24 protein-coding genes are annotated in these 23,460 nt (G+C 55.4%); 13 read left to right on the top strand and 11 right to left on the bottom strand.

Going from position 1 to position 23,460, the window contains the following annotated elements:
- A partial coding sequence (locus J2I48_RS22520; protein ID WP_207337763.1) for a cobalamin-dependent protein occupies nucleotides 1–1,248 on the bottom strand: 1,248 nt, incomplete at its 3' end.
- A gap of 145 nt (nucleotides 1,249–1,393) precedes the next feature.
- On the opposite strand from J2I48_RS22520, the gene J2I48_RS22515 reads away from it, so the two are divergent.
- Genes J2I48_RS22515 through J2I48_RS22505 form a run of 3 tightly spaced genes read left to right on the top strand, consistent with a single transcriptional unit; the run spans nucleotide 1,394 to nucleotide 2,976 of the window.
- Nucleotides 1,394–1,675 (top strand): helix-turn-helix transcriptional regulator, encoded by a 282-nt coding sequence (locus J2I48_RS22515; protein ID WP_207337762.1) that lies wholly within the window; start codon nucleotides 1,394–1,396, stop codon nucleotides 1,673–1,675.
- Nucleotides 1,672–2,094, top strand: a complete 423-nt coding sequence (locus J2I48_RS22510; protein WP_207337761.1) for a hypothetical protein — start codon at nucleotides 1,672–1,674, stop codon at nucleotides 2,092–2,094. Before J2I48_RS22515 ends, J2I48_RS22510 begins: the two co-directional genes overlap by 4 nt.
- A gap of 24 nt (nucleotides 2,095–2,118) precedes the next feature.
- On the top strand, nucleotides 2,119–2,976 hold the full coding sequence (locus tag J2I48_RS22505) for a TraB/GumN family protein (RefSeq protein ID WP_207337760.1): 858 nt from the start codon (nucleotides 2,119–2,121) through the stop codon (nucleotides 2,974–2,976).
- 92 nt (nucleotides 2,977–3,068) lie between these two features.
- Here the strand turns inward: J2I48_RS22505 and J2I48_RS22500 are convergent, their stop codons facing one another.
- Together J2I48_RS22500 and J2I48_RS22495 are read right to left on the bottom strand one after the other, a co-directional pair.
- Entirely contained in the window at nucleotides 3,069–4,343 is a 1,275-nt protein-coding gene (locus tag J2I48_RS22500; protein WP_207337759.1) for an ABC transporter permease, read from the bottom strand.
- Between the two features lie 127 nt (nucleotides 4,344–4,470).
- Nucleotides 4,471–5,055: a DUF4136 domain-containing protein gene (locus J2I48_RS22495; RefSeq protein WP_207337758.1), complete on the bottom strand. Its 585-nt coding sequence runs from the start codon at nucleotides 5,053–5,055 to the stop codon at nucleotides 4,471–4,473.
- A gap of 140 nt (nucleotides 5,056–5,195) precedes the next feature.
- On the opposite strand from J2I48_RS22495, the gene J2I48_RS22490 reads away from it, so the two are divergent.
- A complete protein-coding gene (locus J2I48_RS22490) occupies nucleotides 5,196–5,435 on the top strand; it encodes a hypothetical protein (protein WP_207337757.1) in 240 nt (79 codons plus the stop codon).
- A 149-nt stretch (nucleotides 5,436–5,584) separates the two neighbouring features.
- Complete coding sequence (locus J2I48_RS22485) at nucleotides 5,585–6,571, top strand: hypothetical protein (protein WP_207337756.1); 987 nt, start codon at nucleotides 5,585–5,587, stop codon at nucleotides 6,569–6,571.
- Nucleotides 6,572–6,677: 106 nt separating this feature from the next.
- On the opposite strand, the gene J2I48_RS22480 is transcribed toward J2I48_RS22485, so the two are convergent.
- Nucleotides 6,678–7,622 (bottom strand): 1-aminocyclopropane-1-carboxylate deaminase/D-cysteine desulfhydrase, encoded by a 945-nt coding sequence (locus J2I48_RS22480; protein ID WP_207337755.1) that lies wholly within the window; start codon nucleotides 7,620–7,622, stop codon nucleotides 6,678–6,680.
- A 90-nt stretch (nucleotides 7,623–7,712) separates the two neighbouring features.
- Between J2I48_RS22480 and J2I48_RS22475 the strand changes: the two genes are divergently transcribed.
- From J2I48_RS22475 to J2I48_RS22465, 3 genes are all read left to right on the top strand, one after another.
- The gene (locus tag J2I48_RS22475; RefSeq protein ID WP_207337754.1) at nucleotides 7,713–8,561 is read left to right on the top strand and encodes a hypothetical protein; all 849 of its coding nucleotides are present in this window, start codon (nucleotides 7,713–7,715) and stop codon (nucleotides 8,559–8,561) included.
- A gap of 88 nt (nucleotides 8,562–8,649) precedes the next feature.
- A complete protein-coding gene (locus J2I48_RS22470; RefSeq protein WP_207337753.1) occupies nucleotides 8,650–9,687 on the top strand; it encodes an RluA family pseudouridine synthase in 1,038 nt (345 codons plus the stop codon).
- Nucleotides 9,688–9,810: 123 nt separating this feature from the next.
- Entirely contained in the window at nucleotides 9,811–10,260 is a 450-nt protein-coding gene (locus tag J2I48_RS22465) for a GNAT family N-acetyltransferase (RefSeq protein WP_207337752.1), read from the top strand.
- Here J2I48_RS22465 and J2I48_RS22460 read toward each other — a convergent pair.
- From J2I48_RS22460 to J2I48_RS22450, 3 genes are all read right to left on the bottom strand, one after another.
- A complete protein-coding gene (locus tag J2I48_RS22460) occupies nucleotides 10,257–11,084 on the bottom strand; it encodes an SDR family NAD(P)-dependent oxidoreductase (protein ID WP_207337751.1) in 828 nt (275 codons plus the stop codon). The genes J2I48_RS22465 and J2I48_RS22460 overlap by 4 nt on opposite strands.
- Nucleotides 11,081–11,737 carry an NADPH-dependent F420 reductase gene (locus tag J2I48_RS22455; protein ID WP_207337750.1) on the bottom strand — a complete coding sequence of 219 codons (657 nt, stop codon included), beginning with the start codon at nucleotides 11,735–11,737 and terminating at the stop codon, nucleotides 11,081–11,083. The genes J2I48_RS22460 and J2I48_RS22455 overlap by 4 nt, the downstream gene beginning before the upstream one ends.
- 92 nt (nucleotides 11,738–11,829) lie before the next feature.
- On the bottom strand, nucleotides 11,830–12,723 hold the full coding sequence (locus J2I48_RS22450; protein WP_207337749.1) for a helix-turn-helix domain-containing protein: 894 nt from the start codon (nucleotides 12,721–12,723) through the stop codon (nucleotides 11,830–11,832).
- 191 nt (nucleotides 12,724–12,914) lie between these two features.
- Here J2I48_RS22450 and J2I48_RS22445 point away from each other — a divergent pair, with 191 nt between their 5' ends.
- Entirely contained in the window at nucleotides 12,915–13,364 is a 450-nt protein-coding gene (locus tag J2I48_RS22445) for a cold-shock protein (protein ID WP_207337748.1), read from the top strand.
- Between the two features lie 168 nt (nucleotides 13,365–13,532).
- On the opposite strand, the gene J2I48_RS22440 is transcribed toward J2I48_RS22445, so the two are convergent.
- Entirely contained in the window at nucleotides 13,533–14,417 is an 885-nt protein-coding gene (locus J2I48_RS22440) for an NAD(P)H-binding protein (protein ID WP_207337747.1), read from the bottom strand.
- A gap of 121 nt (nucleotides 14,418–14,538) precedes the next feature.
- Between J2I48_RS22440 and J2I48_RS22435 the strand changes: the two genes are divergently transcribed.
- From J2I48_RS22435 to J2I48_RS22420, 4 genes are read left to right on the top strand one after another with little or no spacing between them, the layout of a single operon-like run.
- Nucleotides 14,539–15,150 (top strand): 3'-5' exonuclease, encoded by a 612-nt coding sequence (locus tag J2I48_RS22435; RefSeq protein ID WP_207337746.1) that lies wholly within the window; start codon nucleotides 14,539–14,541, stop codon nucleotides 15,148–15,150.
- A gap of 18 nt (nucleotides 15,151–15,168) precedes the next feature.
- Nucleotides 15,169–16,608: an AMP-binding protein gene (locus J2I48_RS22430; protein WP_207337745.1), complete on the top strand. Its 1,440-nt coding sequence runs from the start codon at nucleotides 15,169–15,171 to the stop codon at nucleotides 16,606–16,608.
- 51 nt (nucleotides 16,609–16,659) lie between these two features.
- A complete protein-coding gene (locus J2I48_RS22425) occupies nucleotides 16,660–17,796 on the top strand; it encodes a DUF3419 family protein (protein WP_207337744.1) in 1,137 nt (378 codons plus the stop codon).
- Entirely contained in the window at nucleotides 17,793–18,959 is a 1,167-nt protein-coding gene (locus J2I48_RS22420; protein WP_207337743.1) for an aminoglycoside phosphotransferase family protein, read from the top strand. The genes J2I48_RS22425 and J2I48_RS22420 overlap by 4 nt, the downstream gene beginning before the upstream one ends.
- Here J2I48_RS22420 and J2I48_RS22415 read toward each other — a convergent pair.
- Genes J2I48_RS22415 through J2I48_RS22405 form a run of 3 tightly spaced genes read right to left on the bottom strand, consistent with a single transcriptional unit; the run spans nucleotide 18,917 to nucleotide 23,431 of the window.
- Entirely contained in the window at nucleotides 18,917–19,975 is a 1,059-nt protein-coding gene (locus J2I48_RS22415) for a hypothetical protein (protein ID WP_207337742.1), read from the bottom strand. The genes J2I48_RS22420 and J2I48_RS22415 overlap by 43 nt on opposite strands.
- Nucleotides 19,965–22,535, bottom strand: a complete 2,571-nt coding sequence (locus J2I48_RS22410; RefSeq protein ID WP_207337741.1) for a PEP/pyruvate-binding domain-containing protein — start codon at nucleotides 22,533–22,535, stop codon at nucleotides 19,965–19,967. Before J2I48_RS22410 ends, J2I48_RS22415 begins: the two co-directional genes overlap by 11 nt.
- A complete protein-coding gene (locus tag J2I48_RS22405) occupies nucleotides 22,532–23,431 on the bottom strand; it encodes a UbiA family prenyltransferase (protein WP_207337740.1) in 900 nt (299 codons plus the stop codon). Before J2I48_RS22405 ends, J2I48_RS22410 begins: the two co-directional genes overlap by 4 nt.
- Between the last annotated feature and the right edge of the window lie 29 nt (nucleotides 23,432–23,460).

Below are 23,460 nucleotides of genomic sequence, written 5' to 3'. Positions count from 1 at the left end.
ATCCGCAACCGCGACGGCGGACCGCCCCAATCCCAAATCCTTCATTGCCCGCTCAAACAGTCCATTCATGCCCTCATCGTTGAACTGGGCGGCCATAGTGCCGATGATGGGCAGGGCCTCGTCGGGGGTGGTCCAGTCATTGTGATTACGGCGATACTGTTTGCGGACGTCGCGGAGGGCATCGAGCGAGCCGCGCTTGTCGAATTTGTTGATGGCGATGAGGTCGGCGAAATCGAGCATGTCGATCTTTTCCAGTTGCGTAGCTGCGCCGTATTCAGCCGTCATTACGTACAGGGTCTTGTCGGCATGTTCGGTGATCTCCGTATCCGACTGCCCGATACCCGACGTCTCCACGATGATCAGATCGAACCCCGCCGACTTACAAATGTCGATAGCGTCCTGCACGTGTTTGCTTAAGGCCAGATTCGCCTGTCGCGTGGCCAACGACCGCATATACACCCGTCCCTGACTTACCGACGGGTTCAAGGTGTTCATCCGAATACGGTCGCCCAGCAACGCCCCGCCCGTTTTCCGCTTCGACGGATCGACCGATATTACGGCCATCGTGTTGTCTGGATACGTGCGTAAATACCTCAATATCAGTTCGTCTACCAACGACGATTTCCCCGCGCCGCCCGTGCCGGTGATGCCAAGAACGGGGGGCGATTGTTGGTTTGTCGGTTTGTCGGTTTGCTTGTTGGGGGCATTGCCGTTTTCTGCCTGGGTGATGAGGCGGGCTACACGGAGAATTTGGTCGTCCCCGTCAGCTTCGGTAGGCAGGACCACTTCACGGCAGCGACTCAACAGATCGTCGATCATGCCTTGCAGGCCCAGGGTGCGGCCATCGTCGGGGCTGTAGAGGCGGGTGATGCCGTAGGCGTGTAGCTCCTCGATTTCACGGGGCAGAATGGTGCCGCCCCCCCCACCAAAAATTTTGATATGGCCCGCACCGCGTTCATGAAGCAGGTCGTACATATACTTAAAAAACTCGATATGCCCGCCCTGGTAGCTGGTGATGGCAATGCCCTGCACGTCTTCCTGAATGGCGCAGTCCACAATTTCGGCCACCGACCGGTTGTGTCCCAGGTGAATCACCTCGGCCCCCGACGACTGCAATAGCCGTCGCATGAGGTTGATGGCCGCATCGTGTCCGTCGAAAAGCGAAGCCGCCGTGACAAGCCGAATCCGGGTGGGTGTTTGCCCGGTAGTAGCCGGTGGAGAGAGCGTAGGTTGAGATGAAGTAATCATAGATCAAATATACCCGTTTTGTCCCATCGTATCTGCCGGTTGTACCAAAGTATGAGGGTACGGATGCATGGACAAATTGATCAGCCAATGGGTAGGTAAAAAATAATTTACATCACACTGTTGTATATTTACAACAATGTGTTTTATGTTTGTATTAGATATCAAGCAAATGAAAGGCGAAAAGATCTATAACCGTATTGCCCTGCTGCGGGAAGAGCGGGGCCTGTCGCGGAAAGACCTAGCCGATCAGGTAGGCGTGAATTTTCAGACCATCGGTTATCTGGAGCGAGGCGAATACAACCCCAGCCTCGATCTGGCTATGGACCTGAGTGCCGTGTTTGGCCTGCCTATCGACATGGTTTTTTCGCGCCAGCCCCTGCGTCCCCTTAGCGAAGAATTAGCCACCCTTAAAAACAAATTGACATGACCAGATCCATTCCCTTACGCCTGCGGCGCGTTGCCGTAGCCGTTCAGTTGCTTTGTTACCCAATCGTGTTTATTGTTGGCCGGTGGCTGGAGCTATCCGTGAGCCTGTCCTCACTGCTGGGGCTTGTGGCAGTCATCGGCATGATCGTTTACCTATACCGGGGCACCGGATTCTGGCAACTGGGCAACGCGCCGGACAACCAGCTTGATGAGCGACAGCTACAGGTGCGTAACCGCGTGTATCGGCTGGCCTACATTGGCGTGGCTACGCTGGTGCTGGCCTTACTCTTGGTGGCTATCTTTGGCTTTCCCCTGCCCCAGGGCTTTGATGATGTACAACCATTCTACTGGACTATCGCCACCATTGTACTTACTCTGCCATCAGCCATACTAGCCTGGACAGAACCCGATAACATTTAACCAACTCAATTTATTCTCACAAGCATGAACCTACGTACCACCCTAATTGCCACCTTTTCAGCCCTGACTATCAACGCCTTCGCCCAAACCGACAATGCGTTGCTGTATGAAGTAACGGGCAACGGCCTCACCGCCCCCTCTTATCTCTACGGCACGTTTCACCTGGTTTGCCCCACTGATCTGGTCATTACCGACGCCACCAAAAAAGCCATAGCCGACACCAAGCAGCTTTACCTGGAGGTAGACATGGACGACCCCACCATGATGCCCAAAATGCAGAAAGCTATGGTGCTGCCCGCCGGCAAAACCGCTAAAGACTACCTCTCTGCCGACGACTACAAACTGCTGGATGAGTACCTGACTAAAACCATGAGTGTAAAGCTCGATATGGTAAAAACCTTTCGCCCGCTTGGCCTCATGTCCTTTCTGGTGATGGGTATGCTCCACTGCCAGCCAGCCTCCTACGATATGACCTTCGCCCAGATGGCCACCACTCAGAAAAAAGAGGTGCTGGGCCTGGAAACGATGGAATCGCAACTGGCCTTGCTGGATAAAAAACCGCTTGACAAGCAGTTTAAAGACCTCGCCGATATGGCCCGTGACCCCGAAAAATCGCAAAAAGATTTTGCTGATCTTTTAATAGCCTACAAGGCTAAAAACCTAACCCAGATGAGCGACATCATGAAGAGGAACCCCGCTGAGTTTGCCGAAATGGAGGGGCCTTTGCTTAACGAGCGCAACGCCAACTGGATTCCGGTCATCGAGAAAGCGGCCAAAGCCACGCCCACCTTCTTCGCCTTCGGCGCCGGTCACCTCATCGGCGACAAAGGCGTCATTGCCCTCCTGAAAAAGCAGGGGTATGTGGTGAAAGGGATAAATTGAGTGGTGAGTGGTGAGCGGTAAGTGATGAGTTTGCTGCCGCCCGCGTATTTACTCTGGCGGAAGCAAACTAACCACTTACCGTTCAGCACTCATCACTTCTTAAACACCAGCGCTTTCACCGGGTCGATGCGGTTGATGATGAGGGTGGGGAGCCAAAGGGCCAGCGCGATCAGGATAATGATAACAGCGTTGAGCAGGGCGATAACGGGCCAATCCCAGGCGATGGGGACGTAATCCATGAAGTAATTCTTGCGGTCGAGGGGGATAAACTGGAAGCGCGACTGTAGCCAGCAGAGGCCTATGCCCAGCCCGTTACCCAGCAGCAGGCCCCAGGCCACAATGTTCAAACCAACAACTACAAAAAGCCGCCTCAGCAGCGAGTTAGCACTTCCTAGCGCTTTCAGCAAGCCAATCATGGGGGTACGTTCCATCATTAGCACCAGCAGTACCGACACCATGTTGAAGCAGGCTACAAACAGAATCAGTACGATAAAAACGGCCGTATTGCGGTCCAGCAGCATCATCCAGTCGAATAGGTCGCTGTACTGATCGTCTACCCGCGTCACGCGCATATCGGGGGGTGTTTGCTCAATGACGGCCTTGTAGTTGGGGCCAAGCTGGCCAAAATCGCGGACGAAAATCTCGCCCGTGCCCACTAGGTCGGGTGCCCATTTGTTCAGGCGCTGCACCAGCCGGAGGTCGCCCACCACAAAGGCTTTGTCGCCTTCTTCCAGGCCCGTTTCGTAGATGCCCACCACCGTCATCTTGCGCGGACGAAGGCCCATCACGGCGGGTTGTGCGGCCAACTCGTCGGTACGCGGCGGGGTTTGTTCCGTAAAATAAAGAATGGCCGATTGCCCTACACCCAGCTTAAGCTGACTGGCAAGTGTTTGACTGATAAGCAGTTGCGTTGAATAACCAGATGTGGCTGCCGAGTCGAAACGGGGTAGCTGGCCCGCCACCAGCGCCGACTGTATCAGTTGCCAGTCGTAGTCGGGGCCAACGCCCTTGAGCACTACCCCGGCCAGATCAGTGTCGGTTTGCAGAATACCCGCTTTGTTAGCCGTACCCTGTACGTGCAGGATACCCGGCAGTTTTTGAATACGCTCAAAGGCCGGATCACGAATGGAAATGGGCGGGGCTTCGAATGTCTGGTTATTGGAAAATTTAACCACCTGCAAATGCGCCCCGAAGGCAAAGATCTTCTGCTGAATCGTGCGTTTGAACCCAAACAAGACCGCAAACGCAATAATGAGCACGGCCAGCCCCACGGCCACGCTACCAATGCCTACCCGCGTAACGGTGGCCGAAAAACTACCCAGCGGCGCGTTTCGCACCCGGCTGGCAATAAAAACAGGAAGGTTCAAGTCGCTGCTAGTTACACCTGCCGCAAGGTAGAGGCAGACGTTGAATTTCGGATGCTGAACATTGGATATTGCTGGAGCGCGAAGCTACGCCAGCAATATTCAATGTCCAGCATCCGAAATCCAACGTCTAGCTTTTCGTCACCTGCGGAAACTTCTCGACAATGCGCTCTACCTCACGAACCAATTTGCTGCTGATTTTGGTGGGGTCGCCCACGGCGTTTTGCACCGAGCCACGCCAGATCAGGCGCTTCGTCCGGTTATCGACCATATCAACCACCACGGTGCCTGCTTCATACTTTTCCTGGGCATACGATGGGCCGAAATTGGCACCGTACCAGGCTGGTCCCCAGCCAGCATAGCCCCAGCGGCCCCAGCCGTAGTAGGGGCCGTAAAAAGGAGCACCAGCATAGTTGTTGTTGGTAACGGTACGGGTTTTTTCTTCCACAAAAAAGTGGTAGCCAATCAGCAAGTCGGGGCGGCGTGTGGTCTCTTTCAGGCCTTTTTTAGCCAGTTCACCGCTCACCGTATTTTCTACCTGCTCGGTAGCTAACTGGTTGTAATACAACGGATTCTTGCTTCCTTTCACGTCCGACTGCATCCAGGCGTAGGTGCGATATTTGCTAAAATCAATATTTTGTGCCTTGTCCACGGCCACCCGTGGTGCACAGGCCGCCATACCCATAAACAGGGCGGCAATGAGTACGTTCTTCATGGTATTTGTTGAGTCTTGTTAATCTATAATAGCAACAGACTATTAGGCAAAAAGGTTGACTTTTACCCTTTCGGTGAGCAGGCAGACAAGCATTCTCATCCGACTTTCGTTACCTTTTAAACACCATCAATTACCTGGCTATGAAACGCTTCCTTTTTTTCAGTTTTGTCATCCTACAGCCTCTTCTGAGTGTTGCACAAGACTCTATTGCGGTAAAAAAACCATCGCCCCGAATGCAGGAAAACATGCCTACACGCCGGGGTCGCGGCACGGCCAAACCCATGCCCAGTCCGCAGTATTACCGGTCGAAGCCTTCGCCCAGGCCCGCCCTGCCCAAAGACTCGGTTATCAAAGGGTTCAATAAGCGCGATACGGTCTGATGAGGTTTCTGCTCAGGGCATTGCCAGGGAGTATTTGTTGCCTACTCCTGATCACTACCACGCTTGCCCAATCAGTCATAACGCTACATCCACTTGTCGATACCTCGCGGGCAGATGTCCGGCAGACAGTGGCCGTGTGGTCGGCCTATTTGCGCGCACGACCTGACAGTATCCGACATAGTGTTTTCTGGAATGAAGCCGAACAGGCTCAGTCGCCCCGATTTGATTTGCTCGAGCGCGAATTTGAGCCGACGCTCTACCGGGGTTTTCCGGTCCAGGTCCTGAGCGTAGTAGGCTACCCGGATGGGTTCTACCAGATCAAATCGCTCTTTGGTGGTAACAACCCTAAAGGTCGCAGCCCCATCGTTTTCTGCATTGCCAACGTCTACGCCCGGCCCGACTCGGGCGCTGGTTTAGGTGGGCAGTGGCGGCTCTATAACGCCCTGCCCATCAATCGGGCACGGTTCTGGAACAGTCAGCAGTTGGGCCACGTCACCTTTTACTATCCACCCTACCACATATTTAACAAACAGAAAGCCAGGCAGTTAAATGGGTTTATCGATGGCCTGTGCAAACAGTTTACTGTCCCCACCAAACCCGTCGACTACTACATGGCCGACACGCCCGACGAGCTTCGGCAACTCCGGGGCATCGACTATGAAGCAACGGGTAGTGGCCTGCTGAAGCCCACCGGCCGGGCTATCGACAACCAGGTATTTTGCAGTGGCCTCGACGAGTTTTACCCCCACGAACTGGTGCATGTGTATCTCGACAGTAGCTATCCCAATCAGCACCCGTGGGTATCAGAAGGCGTGGCCACGTACCTGGGCGGCAGTCGCGGCCAATCGCTCGACTGGCACCTTGCCCGCGTAGCCACCCACCTCCGCGCCCACCCTGACATAGACTTGACGAACCTCCTCTCGCTGGTCTCCCTCGACGAGTTTACTGACTATCGTTATGCCCTCGGAGGTCTGTTGGCGCGAGCCGTTTTCGCCAAAGGTGGCACTTCCCTACTGAAGCAGTTCATGCAGTCGGGCCGCTCAGACAAAGCCTACTACGCCGCCCTGGAGCAGTTTTTAGGTCTAAAACGGGCTGAGTTGAATGAGCGGTTGAGGGAGATGTTGGCGGGGTATTGAAAAATGTATAATGCACAATGTCCAATGGCTTCGCCGGTCCGCCGCTCGCCGAATCGGTGCGGCTCTGGGTGTTCTGAGCGCGAAGCCATTAAACATTGTACATTGTTCATTGTGCATTGTACATTCCCCATCTCCCCTGCAACCCGCCCGTGTGTACTACAACTACCTTGGCACCTTCCGGAAAATGCTCTTTTCGGGCCAGATCATAAATGGCGAAGAGGAGTTTAGCGGTGTAAACAAGATCGAGCAACATGCCGTTTTGGGCTTCGAACGTGTGCATGAAATCCAGCAGAGCGGGTGTGGTGCGGGCATACCCGCCGAAGCTATAGGCAGTCTCTACAGTTACGTTTTGGGGCAAGGTGGATGGCAAACCGGTTAGCCTTAGCGACTCACCCTGAGCCAGTTGCAAAGCTAGTACGCCTAATACAGCTACGCCCGGCGGTGCTGCCTGCGCGATGCCCGCCAGCGTACCTCCAGTGCCCACGGCGCAGGCCACCACATTGGGGTAGGATCCCAATTGCGTTATTATTTCGGGCATGATTTCGGCGGTGCCACGGATGGCGAAGTCGTTGGTACCGCCTTCGGGGAGGATGTAGCACGGGCCAAACTGCGCCTGTAGCTGCGCCAGGTAGGCGGGGTCGGCGGCGCGGCGGTAGTCGGTTCGGCTGATGAAGTGGAGTACCATGCCCTGATCGCGGCAAAATTGCAATGTGGCATTCAGCGGTTTAGGGTTGTCAGGCGATCCGGACAACTCGTCGCCCCGCACCACGCCAACGGTCTCGAAACCAAACAGCTTTCCCGCCGCTGCCGTAGCATACAGGTGATTGGAATAGGCCCCGCCAAACGTCAATAACCGGCTTATTCCCAGCCGATTAGCCTCAATGAGGTTGTACTTCAGCTTCCGCCATTTGTTGCCCGACACCAGGGGGTGCAGCAAATCGTCGCGCTTTACATACAGCCGAATCGGTACCGGCTCCGGAAACGGATCGGGCAGGTACATCAGCGGCGACGGCCCCACAATGTGATCGAGTTGAGCCGCTAAGTCAGGCATTGGGCGTAATTTTGGAGCGAGATGCACAGTAATCTGGTAAATTTTTGTAAATTAAACACAGTCAATTCTCTGCAAGAAACAGACTACGGTATGACGAAAAAACTTTTTTTAGCTGGTTGGGAAGTGCATCTCAACGGTGATGAACAATGTCAACGGTTTCTTCAAACTCAAGTTACTACAGAAGCCGTTGTACACAGTGACTTTGGCGGTTTAGAACTGGTTTTTACCGATGAAAAATTAACGCAGGCATTTAATTGGAATTATTCCAAAAAAAGTGAAAAACCGTTAAAGTCCGATGAATTAGGACTACTGATTCCGACGCTCACACCAAACCCACTTCTCTATGCCGTTGAGGATCCCGATGGTGTGCATCAGCTTGGCGGCGAATTGCCAGCCGGTTTTGCCTTGCCTTTTTCTAGCTGCGTTGTGCCGTTCCAATACCTCGGTTTCATCAGTGACCGAGATCCAAATTTTGCTTGGCTACCCTTCACCATCCACCTGACCTGCCCAATTTATCTGGATATAGACAAGGTATTTCTCGACTATGCTGATCCACTCAAACCTGTTTTGTTGAACAGAGAGGCCGTCGAAGCTGTCGGCACGGCCTATGATGAAGACTTAGATGAGGATACAGAGATTGTGTACAATACAGAGAAGTTTAATTTCAGTTTACAAACTGGTTATTCGGGATCCAATCAAGCAGGCATCCCATCATGGCTTCAATTTCCAACCATTCCCGTTTGTCCAAAATCTGGAAAAACAATGAAATTTTTATGTCAATTAACGACTGGACCAGAAGCAAATAGAACTAATGTCAATGCTAAAAATGAATCGTTCACACGGTATTACGATTGCATGAATTTTTGGGGTGATGGTTCGCTGTACGTTTTTGTGGAGCCGACTGCCAGAACAGCCTGCTATCTTATTCAAAACACATAAAATTGATGGCGGATTTAACCTAAAATCACAGCCAGTTTTACAGAATCATTTTACACTGACCTACCGCGAAAGCAATCGAAAAATACACATGCTCGATTCCCTCCACCCCACCACCGACGAAAGCGACGAAGATGACCTCTACGAACACCACCGTATTGTGGTTGATCAGGGGCAGGCGATGATACGAATTGACCGGTTTCTGGACACAAAGTTAGCCCACACCTCGCGTACCCGGCTTCAGGCAGCTATCGACGCGGGCGGCATCCGGGTCAATGAGAAGTCGATAAAGGCCAGTTATAAGGTAAAACCCGGCGACCTCATCACGGTCTCGCTGCCCCACCCGCCGCGCAACACGGATATCGTGCCGCAAAATATCCCGCTCAACATCATTTTCGAAGATGACGAGCTGATTGTGCTCAACAAACCGGCGGGCATGGTGGTACACCCCGCCCACGGTAACTGGGACGGCACACTGGTGAATGCCCTGGTCTACTACCTCCAGAACCTGCCCACCACCCGCAACGGCGAAGGCCGACCGGGCTTGGTACACCGGATCGACAAAGACACGTCGGGGCTGATGGTGATTGCCAAGACCGAATTTGCCATGAGCCACCTGGCCCGGCAATTTTTCGAGCACACCATTGAGCGCACTTACAACGCACTGGTGTGGGGGCAGCCTAAACCTGAAGACGGCACCATCACGGGCTACATTGGCCGGTCGGCGAGCGACCGGAAAATGATGACGATCTATGACGAGGAGAGCAAGGGCAAATGGTCGGTGACGCACTACAAGACCCTGGAGGCGCTGAATTTCGTGTCGCTGGTGCAATGCAACCTTGAAACAGGCCGTACGCACCAGATCCGGGCGCACTTCCGGCACATTGGCCACCCACTTTTCAACGACGAAATGTATGGCGGTAACCGGGTACTACGCGGGGCCGTCAACGGGTCGTTCAAATCCTTTGTTGACAATACCTTTGCCCTACTGCCCCGGCAGGCCCTCCACGCCAAGTCGCTGGGGTTCACCCACCCCCGCACCGGCGAGTGGCTCCAATTCGACTCTCCCCTCCCCCCCGACTTCCAGGCTGCCCTTGACCGGTGGCAGAGGAAGGCAGGGAATGAGTGATTGACGGATTTTGGATGTTGGACGCTGGATTTTGGATTGGTCTGCCAAAGCGGCTGGCTTTCATTCACTGCGTTCTGGTACCTTCGTGAATCCAAAGTCCAATATCCAGCGTCCTCATTCCCTATGATTATCCGCCCCGGCACCCGCGACGACGTTCCGCAGGTATTTGAGTTAATCGTTGAACTGGCCGTTTATGAAGAGGCCCCTGACCAGGTGACTAACACCGTTGAGCAACTGTTGGAAGACGGTTTCGGGCCGAATCCGCTCTATGGGCTGCTGGTAGCCGAAGATGAGCGCACCAAAAAACTCGTAGGTATTGCCCTCTACTATTACCGCTATTCAACCTGGAAAGGCAAACGGTTGTATCTGGAAGACATCATTGTAACCGAAACCCACCGTGGGCAGGGCCTGGGCAAAGAGTTGCTCGACGCCACCATTGCCAGGGCCAAAGAAACCCACTGCACCGGCATGATGTGGCAGGTATTGGACTGGAACAAACCCGCCATCGGGTTCTACAAACAGTTCGGCACCCGCTTCGACGATGGCTGGACCAACTGCCACCTCGATTTTTAGTAAACTAAGCTCTTGTCCCACAACGCCTTTACGTTGGCGTCGGTCAGGTCTTTATGGGTCAGTTGCTTAGGCTTGCTGTCAACGAAAAAGCCGCCGCTACGGCCTCCGTCAATTTGGCTGGTGGGGGTAACGGCCAGGAAAACAGACGTGGCCGCGCCTTTTTCTACCGACCGCATCAATGGCCGAAACAACGTGACAAGCACCTTACTAATACCGGTAAAATTGCCGCCAAAATTACTGTTCACTACGCCGGGGTGCACTGCGTAGGCCGCTATCGGTTTGCCCAGCAAGCCTGCCGCCAAACCTTTGGTAAACAATGTATTAGCTAGCTTTCCATCACCGTAAGCGGCCAGCGTACCAAGCTTTTTATCGGCATGAAAAAAGCGACCCGCCTTACCCAGATTTAAGGCCGATGAAGATACGTTGATGACGCGAGAGCCGGAGGTATTGAGCAGTAACGAAGCCAGTTCGCGGGTCAGAATAAAGTGACCCAGGTGGTTGGCGTAAAATGACCGCTCGATACCTTCTTTGGTGAACTCTATCTGATCTGGCGAATAACCGGCATTGTTAATGAGCACGTCCAGCGTTGAATACCGAGTCTTCACCATGGCGGCAGCCGCCCTGACCGAAGCGGCATCGTCGAGCGAGGCCACGACCAGATCGACAGAGGCATCTGGCGTATCAGCCTTGATCTCAGCCACGGCGGCTTTCCCTTTTTCTGCAGAACGGCATAGCAGTATCAAGCCATAGCCCTGTGCAGTGAGTGCTTTGGCCGTAGCCAGCCCAATTCCTGCGTTGGCTCCCGTAATCAGGGCTAATTTCATGGTTTCACTACCCTGATGTTGAAGGCACCGATGCCCAGCGCGCCGTAGATACGCAGCCAAAGGGGCAGCAGCATTTCGGTACCCCGTGCGGTGGTGATATCGCCCAGATCTAGGATCGAGTCTTCTGGCCAGCCAAACTGGGTCAGAATACCCCTGGCCTGCGTTTTGGCATCGGCATCGTTACCGCTCATAAATACGGTATGCTCACCACCGGCCAGCATAGTTGGGTTTACCATGAGGCCACACCACATCGTGTTGAGTGTTTTCACCACGTGGGCATCGGGAAAAGCGCGTTGTAGCTTCTCGCCAAATGAATCATCGTTTACCGTCGAGAGCGTTGGCGGCATACCCTGCGAGAAATCGAGCGGGTTGGAGATGTCGATGATCGTTTTTCCGACAACAGAGGTCGCTGGTGCGGTGCCAATGGCCTCAATACCGGTTTCGCCTTTGGTGGCCAGCATAATCAGTTCGGCGGCGGCTATAGCATCGGCGAAAGCGCCCTGACTGGCACCAGTACCCGCTTTTTCAACCCAGGCGGCGGCTTTTTCATTAGTGGCCGAACGTGATCCCATCACGACGGTATGGCCCACTTCGAGCAATCGGGTGGCAATAGCTTCGCCCACCATTCCGGTCCCTAATACGGCAATGTGCATGGTATATGTCTGTTTAATTAGTTCGTTTTAAACGGCACAAAGGTGCAGCGGCCAGCAGCCAGGCGGTTACTCCCAATCACGGAGGCACTTGTCTATTTCACTGATTCAACCTCACGTCGAAAATCGCCGGGTGTTTGGCCCGTGTGCTTTTTAAAAAACTTAGAGAAATGGGCCGGCCCAGAGAAATTCAGCTGATAGGCAATCTCACTGATGTCGGCCGCCGTAAACCGGATCAGGCTTTGCGCTTCCTGCGTTAGTTTGTCGGTGATGAAGCGGTAGGCGTTTCGGCCGGTGGCTTTGCGTACCGAGTCGTTGAGGTGATTGGGCGTGACGGCCAACAAGCTAGCATAGGCTTCTACAGTGCGGTAGCTGAGGTAATTGGCTTGCACCAGACTCACAAACCGTGTGGTGAGCAATGTAGCCGCCGACTGATTCAACTGACTTTCCTGGAAAGTCTGGTAGGCCACCCGGCACCGGTAAAGTACCGCCAGCAGCTTGGCATACAGCACCTGTTCGCTAAAGAGATGAGTACCGTTCTGCTCCCGTAACAGCCCGTCGAAATCGGCCGACAGGTCGGTGAAAAGGGCTGGTGTGATCTGAAAAAAATTGGTGTGCAGCAGGTCGAAAAACGGGAACTCGTCGGCCAGCACCGAGCGCAGAAACGTGAAGCACTCTGCTTTAAAATAAACCAGATACCCGCTCATGCCCGGTTGCCGCTGCCAGGCCAGCACATGCCCCGGCGACTGAAACACTAGATAGTCAGCTAGTTGCGCTCGCTCGGCTCCGTCTATCTGGAAGGCTGACTTAGCACCGGGGTTGTGAACAAGCGCTACCAAATAAAAATCTTTCCGAAAAGGAGGCATCACTGACCGCACATGAGGGTACGTTTCTTCTAGGCGCACCATGTAGAAATACGGATTTTGGGTGCGCCCGGCAAACCCGGCTGCCTCCAGAAACTCGTTGATGGTGGTGAAATGAGGAAGCATACTGGTATTGTCCAATTATTCGGGCTAAACACCCACCACGAACCAACTTATTTGGTCAATCTGCGGTTGATTAATTGATGGCCTGATTCACAGTTACCTATAATCAAACCATTCACTGTTGACAGGGCATCATCCTCGCCTTAAAACCAGGCCACTTATGCCCGGAATGCCCGCGAGATTAAACGCACACTATGGAGACGTTCAGTAAAAAAGAGAAAGAAAAGTTAAGACAAAAGAAGCGGAAAGATAAGCAGGAGAAGAAAGAAGACCGGAAGGCCAACGCCCAGAAAGGTCAGTCTCTCGACCAGATGATGGCCTACGTTGATGAAAACGGCAACATCTCGGCTACTCCTCCTGATCCCCGCCGGATACGCCCCGTCAACGAGGCTAGTATCCAGATTGGTGTGCCCAAACAATCTGACGTACCAGCCGAAGACCTGGTTCGCAATGGTGTGGTTACCTTCTTCAATGCCTCGAAAGGCTACGGCTTCATCCGGGATCTGCAATCGCAGGAAAGCATTTTCGTCCACGTCAACGCCCTCACCGAGCCGCTCAACGAGCAGGACAAAGTGACGTTCTCGACCACGAATACCCCCAAAGGGCTGAATGCGGTCGATGTGAAGAAGACGGTGGCAGTATAGTAAAGTACACAGGCAAGCTCCCCTGGCTCATGTCGATTCCCCTTATGGGTAGGCAGTATGGGTTAGAGGATTTTACTTTTTTGTGCGTGGGCTTAAATTTAGATAGGGTAGCTCAGGCCCAGGGGGCCTGAGCTACCCTATCTAAATTGTTCCTTTAAATCAATCTATTCACCCCTGATACGCCGCGGTAAAGTCGTTTTTGGCGAAGTCTTCGAGCTTGGTTTTGCTCAGCGTGGGGCGGTTTTCCATATAGTCGGCCTGCATGGTGCCGTCGCGGAGGGCGGCACCCATTTCGGTGTAGTTTTTCGCCATCTCCTCATTCAGCCCAGCTTGTAGCATACCCTGCGTGTTTTGCTCGTCGGAGAAAACGACCCAGGGCGTTTCGGGTTTGCCAATGGCTTCGCCCAGCGTTTTGGCGATTTCGGCACCCGTTTTTTCGTCACCGGCAATGTAGCGGATCTGCGTGCCCGTGAAATCGAGGTTCAGTAGTTCCTGGAGGGCGGCAGCGGCAATGTCGTCGGTATGCACCAGCACGAGTTTGTCATCACCAAAGTTACTGCCCATAATACCCATACCTTTCACCATGCCCGCCATATTATAGAGGTTCTGCATGAAATACGACGGCCGTAACACCTTCACGTTCAGCCCCTCTAGGGTTTTTAGCTTCTGTTCCAGGTCATACAGACCCGTTACGGGGCCAACGCCCTGCGGCAGGTGCGCCCCCACGCTGCTAAGCATGACCACAAACCGGATGTCGTTGGCGTTGATGGCGGCGACATAGTTATCGGCTACCTCGTTCTGATACCCCCGCCAGTTGGTTACACCCCATTTTGGCGGTATCATCAGGTATACGGCATCGGCGTTGGCGAAGGCTTCCGTAACAAAGGCAGCGTTTTCCACGTCGCCTACGGCTGCCGTGGCACCCAGCGCCTCAATTTTTGCCTTGTTCTGGGCTTTGCTCGTGATGACGGTCACGGTATGACCCACTTTCAGTAGTCCTTCTGTAATGGGCTTGCCGGTGTTGCCCAATGAACCGGTGACGACGTAATGCATGATGAATGGACGGTTAATAGTAGATTATACTTGTACATACAAATGAAGCGATACGCGGCCAGATTAGTTCGCATAGCGGCAGCGCAGGATGTATTTTTGTACAGACATCCAACATTCTGTTATGCCATTTTTAGTACTTGACCTTGAAATGTCTGGCCCCGACCCAGGCTACAACGAGATTATCCAACTTGGTGCCGTGCTTTTCGACGACGATTGGGTCGAGAAAGGGCAGTACCTCACCAACGTCTATCCCGAAAACGCCGAAGCCTTTACCGCTTCTGCCGAAAAGGTCCATAACCTTTCTCTGGCCGACCTCGACGATGCACCGATGATCTACGACGTGCTGCCCGCCCTGGAAACCTGGATCTGCGAACAGCTCAACATCCGTGTGCCACCCAACCAGGTAGACAAGACGCCATTTCTGCGCGATGTGGTCCTCTGCGGACAAAGCGTCATGCATGACATCAACTTTTTGAAGGAAGCCTACCTTAACGAGAAGATGAAATGGCCCTTTTCTCGCACCCTTGTAGACCTGCACACGCTCAGCTATTTTGTGTTCCGCATTCTACGCAAAAACGGCAAACCTACGCCCAAAGGCCTAAGCCTCACGGCCATTGCCGCCCACTTCGGGTTCGAGCGCGAAGACAGTTTTCATAACGCCCTGGAAGATGCCGCCCTGACTGCCCAGTGCCTTAAAGCCATCTTCAAACTCGGCGACGGGTTTGGCGTCTGACGGTTACTCCGCGCTTGTATGGTCAGCAATTATTACGCACTCATCCATGAGCGGCTTCAGCAACACCTTGATGATGACTTAATTTGCTGGCCAGATACTACCCGCCCCGGTCTGGCAGACATGGCCTACACGGGTCGGGCTATCTTAACCTCGGTGGCGGCTATCCGGGCCGAACTGGTGCGACAACGGGTACAACCCGGCCAACAGGTCGTGCTGGCGCTGCCCGTATCGTTCGATCTGATCGGCACGTTGCTGGCTAGTATGGCGCTCGGAGCCATTCTAGTGTTGCCCCCAGCGGCGGCGCGGTGGGCCTTATTGCGGCTATTGCTCCGGGGCGACGTGACCGTGCTGCTGACCAAACGGCCGCTGCCAGCGCCGCTTTCATGGCTGGGTCGGCTGATCGGTATCAGAAACATTGCCCTGGATATCAACTCGTTACCACCGGCAGCCCCGCTCCCACCACAGGCCGTTGACCCTGACCAACCAGCCCTGATTTCGCACAGTTCCGGCTCTACGGGGGTGGCAAAGGCTATTCGGCGGAGTCATCGGGTGTTGCTGGCCCAGCACCAGGCACTCACAGAAGCCTTTCCACCCTGGGCCGGGCAACGCGACTTCCCCCTGTTTCTCAACATTCTCCTGCACAATCTGGCCCTGGGAACGCTGAGCATTCTGCCCGCCCTGCCGGGCTTTCGGCTGGCCGGTATAGCTCCTGAACGCATTGTGCAACAGCTTGTCGATCAAGGCGTTCAGACCCTGACCGGCAATGTGTATTATTTCCAGCAACTGCTGCAATACCTGCACCTGCACCCCACCCAATTTCCGCAGGTGCGGGCGTTAGGCATTGGCGGTTCGCCGGTGCCGGAGGGGTTGGCGGGGGCCATAAAAACCTATTTCGTCAACGCGGCCATCTACGTCATCTACGGGTCGTCGGAGGCCGAACCGATTGCTATTCGGCAGCTGGGCACCGAACCCCTGGCCCCGCGCCGGGGCTACGCCGTAGGCACGGTTCACCCCTCACTCCAGGTGGCCATTCACCCTATAGGTACGCTACTCTTGCCCGGTGGGAAGACCTATGCCGTTGGCGAAATTGCCGTGAAAGGTCCGCACGTGGCCACACCCGGTAACGACTGGTTTATGACCGGCGACTTCGGGTATCTGGACGAAGCCGACCAGCTGTTTCTGACGGGTCGCAGGGGCAACGAGCGGCTGCACCAAGGGGTGCAACATTACCAGATCGAGCACGTGCTGACGCAGGTGGCCGGAGTGGAGCGCGTGGCCGCCCGCGCTACCGAACAGGGATTTACGGTCTATGTGCAGGGCAATGCCAGCCAACAGGACCTTTCAGTAGCATTAGCAACTACGTTTCCTGAAACGTTGATTAACCACCTATATTTCCGGTCAACGCTGCCAGTTGATGCCCGCCACCTGTCCAAAATTCGTTACGATCAGCTAACGTAGGGCAACCATGGGCCATGCTGACACCGTTGGTCTTCGCTTTTGCCATCCCCTATGCACTCTGAGTTTTATAACGTGGCGCTCGACCGCCTGCGGTATTCGCTGGTTTGGGAAGATCACCCATCGCTATACAGCAGCCTCGCCATTCAACCCCACGACCGGGTACTGGTTATTACGTCGGCGGGGTGCAACGTGCTGAATACATTGCTGAAAAGCCCGCGGCAGGTGATTGCCATTGACCTGAACCCGGTGCAAAACGCCCTGCTCTCGTTCAAAACGCACCTGATTCTCCACCACGAATACGGCGTTTTCAGGACGCTGATGGGCTTCGACGGCCCCGACAAGGTGGCCCAAACCTTCGGGCAGGTGGCTCCCACGCTCCCCGCCGACTGGCAAGGCTACTGGCGTTCGTTCTTCGAAGTCAACCCCGGCGGTATGCTGCTGGCGGGAAAGCTGGAGGCCTACATTACCGGTTTTTTCGCCACCCTGCCTGCCGCCCTGCAACAGCAGCTATGGCAGCTTATCCGGTTCGGCAACGTAGTCGAACAGTGGGATTTCTTTGTCCAACACCTGCACGGCGGCACGTTTCAGCAGCGGTTCATTGCCTATTTCGATGCCGCCAATCTGAGCAAAGGGCGCAGCCCGTCGTTATTCAAATACGCCCAGGAATCGGGTGGGGAGGCCTTTTACCGGCGCTTGTGCCAGCAGGTAGAAACCAGCCTGGTGCGGGATAATTTCTTTTTTCGTTTCTTCTTTTTCGGCCCGGAGCACCTGCCCGAATCTATCCTGCCCGCCTGCTACCAATCGGCCAATTTTACCCTGCTCCGGTTGCAACTCGACCGGCTGACCATCGTTGAGGGGGAGGCCATTGACTACCTGCTTTCGGCCAAAGGCAACCGGGTGACCAAAGCCAGTTTATCCAATATTTTCGAGTATACGAGTCAGGCCGAATTTCGACGGGTGTGCCAACTGCTGCACGAACAAGGTCACTTCCAACTGCGGTTCGTTTTTTGGAATCTACTGCAGGAACAGGGCGCTTTCCTGGCCGAAGATGGCTGGACTGACGTACCGGTTGCGACCCATTTACAACCAGATACAACCTGTTTTTATTTCCTGAATCGGCGCGTAGTAGCCCGCACCCCGGACCGGTCCGACGGGTCGGCGGAACCGCCATCTCCCCAACCTGAATGACGCAGTCCGATTACCTCAACCCGGCTTTTGTAGAACGCCTGATGCGGCAGCATGCCCCCAAAAACGACATCCGGGTGTTTGACGTGCGGCCTTTGGCCATCGACAACTCGGCTAGTATTCTGGCCGCGCTCACTGCCGGGCTGTCCGACACCATAATCGGGCACCTGGGGCTGGCCGTAACGTTCCGGTCGGGCGGGGTGCGGCAAACCCGGCGTATGGTGCTGAAAATTAAGCCGCCCGGCAGTGCCATCGTGGCCATGCTCAACGGGCTGGCCGGAGCCTGCGGGGGTACACTGGCCGAGGTGTACCCAACGTACAAAGATCTTACGGGTTTTCTACACACCGACCAGCGCGAACTGGAAGTGTATGGTAAATTACCGTCGAGCCTTCAGCCCGACATTTTTGGCTTACTAGCTGATCCTGAGCAGGGTACGTATGTCATTCTGATGGAATACCTCGACGATGTGGCCCTGATGAACTCGGTACTGGCCCCGCACACCTGGACCGACGGGCACATCCGGCAGGCGCTCGATCAGTTGGCGGTCTGGCACGCCGACCACCTGAATAGGCCACTCCCCATTGATCCGACCTATTGGGACGATGCCCCCAGCCGGGCTTACATGACCCGCCTAACGCCGTTGTGGACGGCCCTGCTCGACAACGCAGCGCAACAGGCACCGGCCCTCTATACGCCCGCCCGTGTAGCCCGGCTCAACGCGATTATCCGGTCCATCCCCGATTATTGGCACGAGCTAGAACAGCTAGCTAAAGCACTGGTTCACAATGATTTAAACCCAAGAAACACCTGCTTTAAGTCGGTTAACGGGGCATCGGTTTTTTGCGTGTATGACTGGGAACTGGCCACCTACCATGTGCCGCAGTATGACGTGGTAGAACTGCTATGCTTCGTGCTGGATACCGACCGGTATCACCTGCGCCCGGTCTACCTGGACCATTACCGCAACGCCCTGCATCAACTCACGGGCCTGTATGCTGATGAGCAAGCGTTTAAACGCGGATTCGACCTGGCCGCTTTCGACTTTGGACTGCACCGGCTTGGTATGTACATGATGGCGCATTCGGTGAGCCCCTATCCGTTTCTGCCCCGCGTGGTGAACAGCTATTTCGATATGCTGGAAAAGGGCTTCTCGAACAGGGCGTAGTGGGCGGTTTCGTGGGGAAGGGTGTCGGAAAAGTGGAGCGAGAAATTGTCAGCCCGCATAAGGCAAAAAATCACGTCGTCATATAGTTCCTGGAAATGCACCATGCCATAGGCACCCAGAAACGACATTAGCCCCTGCTGCCGGAAAGCCGGATGTACCCCCACCGATTTCACCAGTAGCTGCTTCCGGCCTAGTCGGGGAAAATCACGCCCGAACTGGGGTACCTCGCCCGGTGCAAACAGGAGCGACTGGCAGTTGGGTTGGCAGAAACTCAGCGCCACCAGACACCCAGACAGCCGGTCACGAAACAGCACCGACGAATGGGGGCAAAGTTTTTCGGCAAACTGACGATTATAAAGGAGTTCAAATTGTGCCTGCGAAATAGGCCGGTAGGCCGGATTGGCGCTAAACACATGATGCACCAGTTCATACAATTCGCCCTCACAGTGCTGCCAGGTGTCGGGGTTCAACGGAATTACGTCGAAAGGAATATGGGTCAGCGCGTCGAGCAGTTGCTTCTTCTGGTCGTAGGCCAGGGGTATATTTTCTTTCCGTACCAGGCGACTCTCAAATCGACTTCGTGCCTGATAACCAAGTTGCTGCAACAGCACGGGGTAATAGCTTGGGTTGGCAGGCTCCCGGTCAAACTGCCCCCACGAAGGCTCGTTTAGCCGCAGCCGATAGGCATGGAACGTGCTGAAATGCAACGGCCCCACCACCGCCACCCGGCCCCGCTGCCGGGCATCGGCTTCGAGACAGGCAAAGGCCTGCTGATTGATGGCCAGATCATTGGCCGTTTCCCAAAACCCAAAATAGGCCTCGTCGGAAAGGGCCGGGAAGATGCCAACGAGGCGGAACGTGGCGTGGTCGGTATACAGGATCGTCTCGTTACGGTCGGCCTCCATCGCCACCAATTGCGCCACCGTGGCCGGGCTTTCGGCAACAGGCGCGTAGCTGGGTACGTCGAAAAACGAGGGGGGCAGAATGCCCTGAAACGGAATTCGGTCAATGGGCATGGGGCAGCCGGGTTATCTCGCCAGTGCGACCGTCGAGGGTTACTTCCTGACCGCTGTGGAGGGTTTTGGTCAGTCCGGGAATGTTGATAATGGTGGGCAAACCCAGTTCGCGCAGCAGGATGACCGAATGCGACAATGACGAACCCTTCTCGATCAGCACCGCCCGGCAGGTGGGAAACAGCACCGCCCAACCAGGGTCGGTACGTAGCGCACAAACAATCTTGCCCGTCACGTCGAGGTTATCGCGGGGGTCGGTGATGACAATGACCGGCCCCGTCACCACGCCCGCCACGCAGCCTGTGCCTTGCAGTTTACCAGCCTGATTCACAACGGGTTGAGAACTAACCGGCGGCGATGGCACCGTGACCCGGCTTGGTACGTCTTCGGTTTCGTACTGCGCAAACTCGGCCCGTCGGCTGGCAACAAGATCCCGTAAGCTGGCGGTGTCAGTTACCACTACAGCGTTGATGATTTCGGTTTCGGTCAGGTAAAAAACGTCTCTGGCGGTGGTCAGCGCCTGTTGTTGCACCAGCCAGTTGCCCAGCGACAGGTATAGCGCACGGTACATGCCAAAGAGGCGGGTACGCTCCAGCCGCAGGGCTTCGCGGTACCGGATGGCCCGCTGCAACCGGCCCAGATTACCCCAAACCCGCCGCCGAAACAACCCCGACTGGTGGCTCAGCAAAGCCGTCAGTTCGTCCTTTGCGCTGCTGTGCAAGGTAGTTGTGCCGGTCAGCGGTTCCGCCGCCTCATCGGCGGTCAGGTAGTTGCGGAGGTACTGGTAAAACACGGCGGGGGCCAGCCGCATGGTGATGGTTTCCAGCTTCAACTCGCCCACGGTCCGGTCGCCATAGTGGTCTATGAACCCACTTACGGCCTGATGAAACGCCGGAAAGTGGGTGCGCACCTGATCGGTCAGGGTGTCGGGCATGGCCAGAATTAGCTGCCGCAGGGCTGGTTGCTGCCGGGCCTGCATGGCCAGCCGTTGCATGGCCTTCACCGGCTGCGTACTCTCCAGCTGTTTATCGCCCGACAGGTAGCGGCTCAGAAACTCGTCGGGCGTGGCGATACCCGCTTTTTTCAGGTCACGCACCACCCGGCCGTTGGTCATCATCACGTAGAAATCGTTGATGATCGGCGTGGTCCAACTTCCCAGTAACGCCTTGTCTAACAAGGCCTTCTGTTCCAGCAACGCCGTGCCGGTCAGGCTCGAAAGGTCCAGTTCGTAGAAGCGGCGGAAGTGGCCGATAAAGTGCGCATGGAAGGCCGGTACTCGTTGGCCCAGTTGCGAAAAAGCCCACAGCAGCCGCGCCAGATTAGCCACCAGACCGGGCAGGAGCTGCACTTTTTCACGGGTGGTTTTGCGGGTATCCTGCACAAAATCGACCGGCTCATCCAGCCCCATCATCCGCTCCATGTCGGCCTTATTCTGGCTGAACGACGGCAGCAGTTGCAGGCCCCGGTACCAGTTGTTGATCTGGTAATAGATCCGGCCTTTCACCAGCCCCAGCAGGTTGGTCACCACCCCCTCATGCGCCCGTATTTTTTCCGCCGACAGCCCCAGCGTCTGCATCGTTTGGCGGTAGACGGTGGCATAGGCGCGGCTGGCAAAACTGAACGTCAGCGGCGTGGTTACCCCGCAGTAGCTCTCCTGAATATTGGCGTTATCATAGACAATCACCTCAGGAATGGGCTGCGTAATGGGCCGCGACTGCACCACAAAAAGCGCCGCATCGGTTACCACAAACTCCACGTCCTGAGGCCGCCCAAACGCCTGTTCCAGAGCTACGCCAAGCCGAAACACTTCATCCAACTGACTGTTTGTGAGACTACTAACCGTCTGCTTTTCTGCCGGAACGGGCACCAGTTCCAGGCCCGATCCTGCGCCAGTGGCAAGTTGCTGTGTCTTGTTGTTTAGTGTGTGGCGGTGCAGTTTGCCTGACTGTTTTAGCCAATAAAATTCGTCGGCGTCGAGGCTGCCGTCCATGAGGCCCTGCCCAAAACCGGGCGTGACGTGAGCGGCCATTTCCTGGGGGTAGTCGGGGAAGGTGGTAAACAACACGCCGCTGACCACTGGCACCACCTGCTGCTGAATAATCACCGCCGGGCGGGCCGCCATGGTCAGGTTTTTCTGCTGCCGGTAGGCCACCGCCCGCTCGGAATAGGCACTCGCGGCGCAGTGCGCAATGGCCGCATAGATGTCGGGCAGGGTGGTTAGGTTCAGAAAGGAGTCCATCAAGCCGGGAAACGCGTTGGCTTCGCTGTCTTCATCGGCAATCGACGACCGCACCACCACGGCCTGCGCCGGAAAACCCCAGTTGGCCAGCGTCTTCTCCAGGGCAGTTTGATCGGCAAGGGGTAGACTGAAGGCCAGTAACGCCTGTTTTCGTGCGGCGGCGGCGGGTACACTGGCAGGAAAATTACGTAGCACCGGGTCGAACGTTTCGGCAGCAATGACCACAAACGGCGGCACCGTAACAGCCGTCTGCTGCAACCGAAATAGCCCCGCAGCCTTGCCGCCCACGGTCACGTTCGCTGATACCTTACCCGATACGATCATCGGCCAAGATAGCTAACACCAATGATGGCCAGATAGCTAACCAGCATGGCTAGCGACACCAGCAATTCGGCCCGCTTCAGCAGCCGTTCGCGCGGGGTGCGCAGGGCCAGGAAATAGACAACCAACGTGGTCACAAACAGCAGGCCGATGAGCAAAAAAGAGGGCCACGTAGCCTCCAGGGCCGTTAGCAAGGCATATTGCACCCCCAGGCTCACCAGCAGGAGCAGCAACACCGCACCAATGGCGGCGGCATACCCTATGGCTTTGGAGTACGAATCGATACCTGCTTTTTCGGCATCGGGGGCGTGTAGTTTCCGGGCTATTTCAAAGGAAAACCCACCCAATAAACTCAGCAGGGCCAGCAGAAAAAACGGGTAGGTAAACACCTGACTTGGCACGTAGGCCGCCCACACCCAACCAATGATGGCGGGCATGATAAGCATGTGGGTGAAGGCATAGAGCACGAGCCGTTTTTTCAGGTAGTGGGGGGCAAAAAATTCGTAGCGCATCAGCAGGCTATACCCCACCGCCACGGCCCAGGCCAGCACCGTGGGCAGGCCCATCAGCACCGACCACGCCAGTTCGAGCAGGGCACCCACCCACGCTATAGCCACCAGCTGCCGCAGGCTAACCCGCCCCGACTGCAACACCCGGTGGGGGTGGTTGATGGCGTCGAGGGCGTAGTCTTTTTGCTCGTCAAATACGCGCAGCCGGAAAAAAAACGAGATCACGGCCACGATGCCCCACCCCTCACGCCAGCCAATGGGGCTTGCGGCCAAGGCGGGGTAGAAAAAACAGGCTACCGAATAGACGGTCATAAACAACACCCCAAACAGGGCCATGTTCACCACCGGAAACCGTTCGTTGAGGTAAGCAAGCAGGTTGGCTACGCGCATAGGCTCGAAAAATACAATTATCTTGACCT

The sequence above is a fragment of the Fibrella aquatilis genome (assembly GCF_017353255.1).
In the GTDB taxonomy this organism is placed as follows: Bacteria; Bacteroidota; Bacteroidia; order Cytophagales; family Spirosomataceae; genus Fibrella; species Fibrella aquatilis.
The sequence above is the reverse complement of the archived record's forward strand: the minus strand, read 5'-3'. Positions and strand labels throughout refer to the sequence as shown.

What these genes read in the sequence shown, in the direction of transcription:
- J2I48_RS22515 (WP_207337762.1), top strand. Translation starts at nt 1,394, where the DNA reads ATGTTTGTATTAGATATCAAGCAAATGAAAGGCGAAAAGATCTATAAC.
- J2I48_RS22510 (WP_207337761.1), top strand. Translation starts at nt 1,672, where the DNA reads ATGACCAGATCCATTCCCTTACGCCTGCGGCGCGTTGCCGTAGCCGTT.
- J2I48_RS22505 (WP_207337760.1), top strand. Translation starts at nt 2,119, where the DNA reads ATGAACCTACGTACCACCCTAATTGCCACCTTTTCAGCCCTGACTATC.
- J2I48_RS22495 (WP_207337758.1), bottom strand. Translation starts at nt 5,055, where the DNA reads ATGAAGAACGTACTCATTGCCGCCCTGTTTATGGGTATGGCGGCCTGT.
- J2I48_RS22490 (WP_207337757.1), top strand. Translation starts at nt 5,196, where the DNA reads ATGAAACGCTTCCTTTTTTTCAGTTTTGTCATCCTACAGCCTCTTCTG.
- J2I48_RS22480 (WP_207337755.1), bottom strand. Translation starts at nt 7,622, where the DNA reads ATGCCTGACTTAGCGGCTCAACTCGATCACATTGTGGGGCCGTCGCCG.
- J2I48_RS22475 (WP_207337754.1), top strand. Translation starts at nt 7,713, where the DNA reads ATGACGAAAAAACTTTTTTTAGCTGGTTGGGAAGTGCATCTCAACGGT.
- J2I48_RS22470 (WP_207337753.1), top strand. Translation starts at nt 8,650, where the DNA reads ATGCTCGATTCCCTCCACCCCACCACCGACGAAAGCGACGAAGATGAC.
- J2I48_RS22465 (WP_207337752.1), top strand. Translation starts at nt 9,811, where the DNA reads ATGATTATCCGCCCCGGCACCCGCGACGACGTTCCGCAGGTATTTGAG.
- J2I48_RS22460 (WP_207337751.1), bottom strand. Translation starts at nt 11,084, where the DNA reads ATGAAATTAGCCCTGATTACGGGAGCCAACGCAGGAATTGGGCTGGCT.
- J2I48_RS22455 (WP_207337750.1), bottom strand. Translation starts at nt 11,737, where the DNA reads ATGCACATTGCCGTATTAGGGACCGGAATGGTGGGCGAAGCTATTGCC.
- J2I48_RS22450 (WP_207337749.1), bottom strand. Translation starts at nt 12,723, where the DNA reads ATGCTTCCTCATTTCACCACCATCAACGAGTTTCTGGAGGCAGCCGGG.
- J2I48_RS22445 (WP_207337748.1), top strand. Translation starts at nt 12,915, where the DNA reads ATGGAGACGTTCAGTAAAAAAGAGAAAGAAAAGTTAAGACAAAAGAAG.
- J2I48_RS22440 (WP_207337747.1), bottom strand. Translation starts at nt 14,417, where the DNA reads ATGCATTACGTCGTCACCGGTTCATTGGGCAACACCGGCAAGCCCATT.
- J2I48_RS22435 (WP_207337746.1), top strand. Translation starts at nt 14,539, where the DNA reads ATGCCATTTTTAGTACTTGACCTTGAAATGTCTGGCCCCGACCCAGGC.
- J2I48_RS22430 (WP_207337745.1), top strand. Translation starts at nt 15,169, where the DNA reads ATGGTCAGCAATTATTACGCACTCATCCATGAGCGGCTTCAGCAACAC.
- J2I48_RS22425 (WP_207337744.1), top strand. Translation starts at nt 16,660, where the DNA reads ATGCACTCTGAGTTTTATAACGTGGCGCTCGACCGCCTGCGGTATTCG.
- J2I48_RS22420 (WP_207337743.1), top strand. Translation starts at nt 17,793, where the DNA reads ATGACGCAGTCCGATTACCTCAACCCGGCTTTTGTAGAACGCCTGATG.
- J2I48_RS22415 (WP_207337742.1), bottom strand. Translation starts at nt 19,975, where the DNA reads ATGCCCATTGACCGAATTCCGTTTCAGGGCATTCTGCCCCCCTCGTTT.
- J2I48_RS22410 (WP_207337741.1), bottom strand. Translation starts at nt 22,535, where the DNA reads ATGATCGTATCGGGTAAGGTATCAGCGAACGTGACCGTGGGCGGCAAG.
- J2I48_RS22405 (WP_207337740.1), bottom strand. Translation starts at nt 23,431, where the DNA reads ATGCGCGTAGCCAACCTGCTTGCTTACCTCAACGAACGGTTTCCGGTG.